Genomic DNA, 2,984 nt, shown 5'->3' on the forward strand with positions numbered 1-2,984 from the left:
GTGAGGGGTGTGGTGATGCGACAGTACGGAGAGGATATTGCGGCACCGGTGGGAAACCAGCCGGCAAACAGAGAATGCCAACACGATCCTAACCTGTTGTGGAGCCCATCTACTCGACCGCTCAACCAGTGGGAACTGCTGACGGGCTATCTTGCCGATGGACGACTGCACATCAGCAACGCCCTGGCGGAAAACGCCATCCGACCCTTTGCGGTGGGACGGCGGAACTGGCTCTTTGCCGATACCCCGCGTGGCGCAAAAGCCAGCGCCACCGTCTACAGCCTGATCGAGACGGCCAAGGCCAACGGGCTGGAACCCTTTGCCTACATCCACCATGTGCTGCAGCACATTGGTGGGGCCAGTACAGTTGAAGAGATTGAGGCCCTGCTACCTTGGAACGTCACCCTCAGTAAGCTGCAAGAGGGCTGATTCTCTGGCGCTTACCCTAACTTTATCGGTGTCGAGGACGATATCCTTTTCCCTTGCCTGATCTATAAGGAACTGCTCCATGCTGATCTGTTTTGATTCATTAATCATAATTGGTCACTTGTTTTCTACGACAACCATCACGGTTGATTCAGTTAATCAATAAGGTTATTTACTCCAGGAATTCGAGAGTGTTTCAGCCTGCTTGAGCACAAGCTCAACGGCTTCCGCTGCTTTGTCGGGCGGGTATTTGTAACGCTGCAATGTATGCCGCACCAGAATCTTCAGCTCGGCTCTCACGCTATCGCGTACTTGCCAGTCGACAGTGGTGGATTTGCGCAACTTGTCGGTAATTTCAATAGCGATTTTCTTCAGAATCTCATCGCCAAGCTCACGAACCGCGCTTTCGTTATTGGCCAGAGCATCATAGAAGGCAATTTCGTCCGGGTTGAGCCCCAGTTCGGCCTCACGCGCCATCTCGGCCTGAAACTCCTTTGCCATCTGAATAAGCTCCTCGATGACCTGTGCCGTCTCAATGGCGCGGTTGTTATATTTTCGCAGCGTCTCCTGCAGCCGCTCAGCATACTTCTTCTCTTGCACAACGTTGTTGCGAGTCTTTGCCTTGATGTCGTCCTTGAGCAGTTTTTCCAGTAACTCAACGGCCAGATTTTGATGCGGCATTTGCCGGACATCTTCCAGAAACTCATCGGAGAGCAGGCCAATATTGGGCTTATCCAATCCGCACAGGCTGAACACATCTGCCACGCCTTCGGCGATCACTGCGTTGTCCAATATCTGCTTGAGCGCAGAATTTTTTTCTTCCTGGGTACGCTTTTTATCAATCGAGGTGAACTTCGATATCGCCGCCTTCACTGCCGAGTAGAAGGCGATCTCCTTGCGTAGCTCCTTGGCTTCATCCAGCGTACTGCAGAGTGAATAGGCCTTGCTGGTGGCCAGCACCAGGTCGAGAAAACGCTTCTTGCCATCTTCCAGTCCCAGCACATAGTTGGCGGCGGGAACCAGCAGTTTGTGTGCATCAGTCTCGAAGCCGGAAATATCCAGGCCACCCAATTGCGGCGTTTTGGCAAACATCCCGCGAATAGCATCCAGTTTCTCCAACAAGATAGCGAACGCCTCTTCAGCGCGTAGCGTCGGTTCACCTTTACCTTTCGAGTCAGTGTAGGTCTTCAGTGCCTGTTTTAATTCGTTGGCAATGCCTATGTAGTCCACAACCAGTCCGCCAGGCTTGTTCTTGAAGACACGATTCACCCGGGCAATGGCCTGCATCAGATTATGACCCTTCATGGGTTTATCGACATACATGGTATGGCAACAAGGCGCATCGAAGCCGGTCAGCCACATATCCCTGACGATCACCAGCTTTAATGGATCGTTTTCGTCCTTAAAGCGCTTCTCCAGTCGTTTCTTGGTTTTCTTGTTGTAAATATGGGGTTGTAGCAATGGCTTATCGGAAGCAGAGCCTGTCATCACGATTTTGATCACACCCCTCGACGGATCTGGGTCGTGCCAGTCGGGGCGCAAGGCGACGATCTCATTGTAGAGCTGAGCACAGATATCACGACTCATGCCGACAATCATGGCCTTGCCATCCATGGTGGCGGTTCGTGCCTCGAAATGGTCGATTAAATCGGCAGCCACCTGTTGAAGTCTGGGGGTTGCACCCACCAGCTTTTCCAGTCGGCTCCATTCTCCCTTGGTTTTCTCACGCTGGCCAATGTCCTCTTCATCCTCAACCACCTCATCCACCTGATCAGAAAGCGCCTCAATCTCATCAACGTTCAGCTCCAGCTTGGCCAGGCGGGATTCGTAGTAAATGGGTACGGTCGCGCCATCATCCACGGCATCCTGAATATCGTAGATGGATACATAACCACCGAACACCGCACGGGTATCCTTATCCTCCTGCGATATGGGCGTCCCGGTAAAACCAATAAAGGAGGCAAACGGCAGTGCATCGCGCATATGTTTGGCGTAGCCAAACTTGTATTGGCCATCGGCAGTCAATACCGCCTTCAGCCCATACTGACTGCGATGCGCCTCATCGGAGATTACGACGATATTGTGGCGATCATTCAGAATCGGGTGGCTGTTCTCATCATCCAGCAGGGCAAACTTCTGTACCGTGGTAAAGATAATGCCGCCGGACTCGCGCTCAGCCAGCAACTGGCGCAGCTCGTCACGGTCATTTGCTTGTACCGGCGTCTGTTTCAATAGCTCTACGGCATTACTGAAGGTGGCAAACAGCTGTCCATCCAGATCATTGCGATCTGTCACCACGATCAAGGTTGGGTTATTCATGGCCGGTTGTTGTAGCAGCTTGCCTGCGTAACAGCACATGGAGATACTCTTGCCGGACCCTTGCGTATGCCAGACCACACCGGCCTTTTTACTGCCGGGCACCACCTCATCAGCATAGGTCGCCCGTTTCTCTGCAACCCCTTCAATTTCTTGCGCGGCAATTACAGTTGCCTTGACCGCTTCACGCACCGCGTGGAACTGATAGTATCCAGCGATTTTCTTGATAATCGTCTCGCCAT

The 2,984-nt window shown here is 52.6% G+C and carries 2 protein-coding genes; one reads left to right on the forward strand and one right to left on the reverse strand.

All coding sequences use genetic code 11. The features are described 5' to 3' along the window. Window positions 1–429 (forward strand): transposase domain-containing protein (locus ACOCD2_RS15490; RefSeq protein WP_293680742.1); only part of this gene is annotated, 429 nt, incomplete at its 5' end. Window positions 430–594: 165 nt separating this feature from the next. Here the strand turns inward: ACOCD2_RS15490 and ACOCD2_RS15495 are convergent. Next, a partial coding sequence (locus tag ACOCD2_RS15495; protein ID WP_419618766.1) for a type I restriction endonuclease subunit R occupies window positions 595–2,984 on the reverse strand: 2,390 nt, incomplete at its 5' end.

The organism is Thiolapillus sp. (assembly GCF_048562965.1).
Lineage (GTDB): Bacteria > Pseudomonadota > Gammaproteobacteria > Chromatiales > Chromatiaceae > Thiolapillus > Thiolapillus brandeum_A.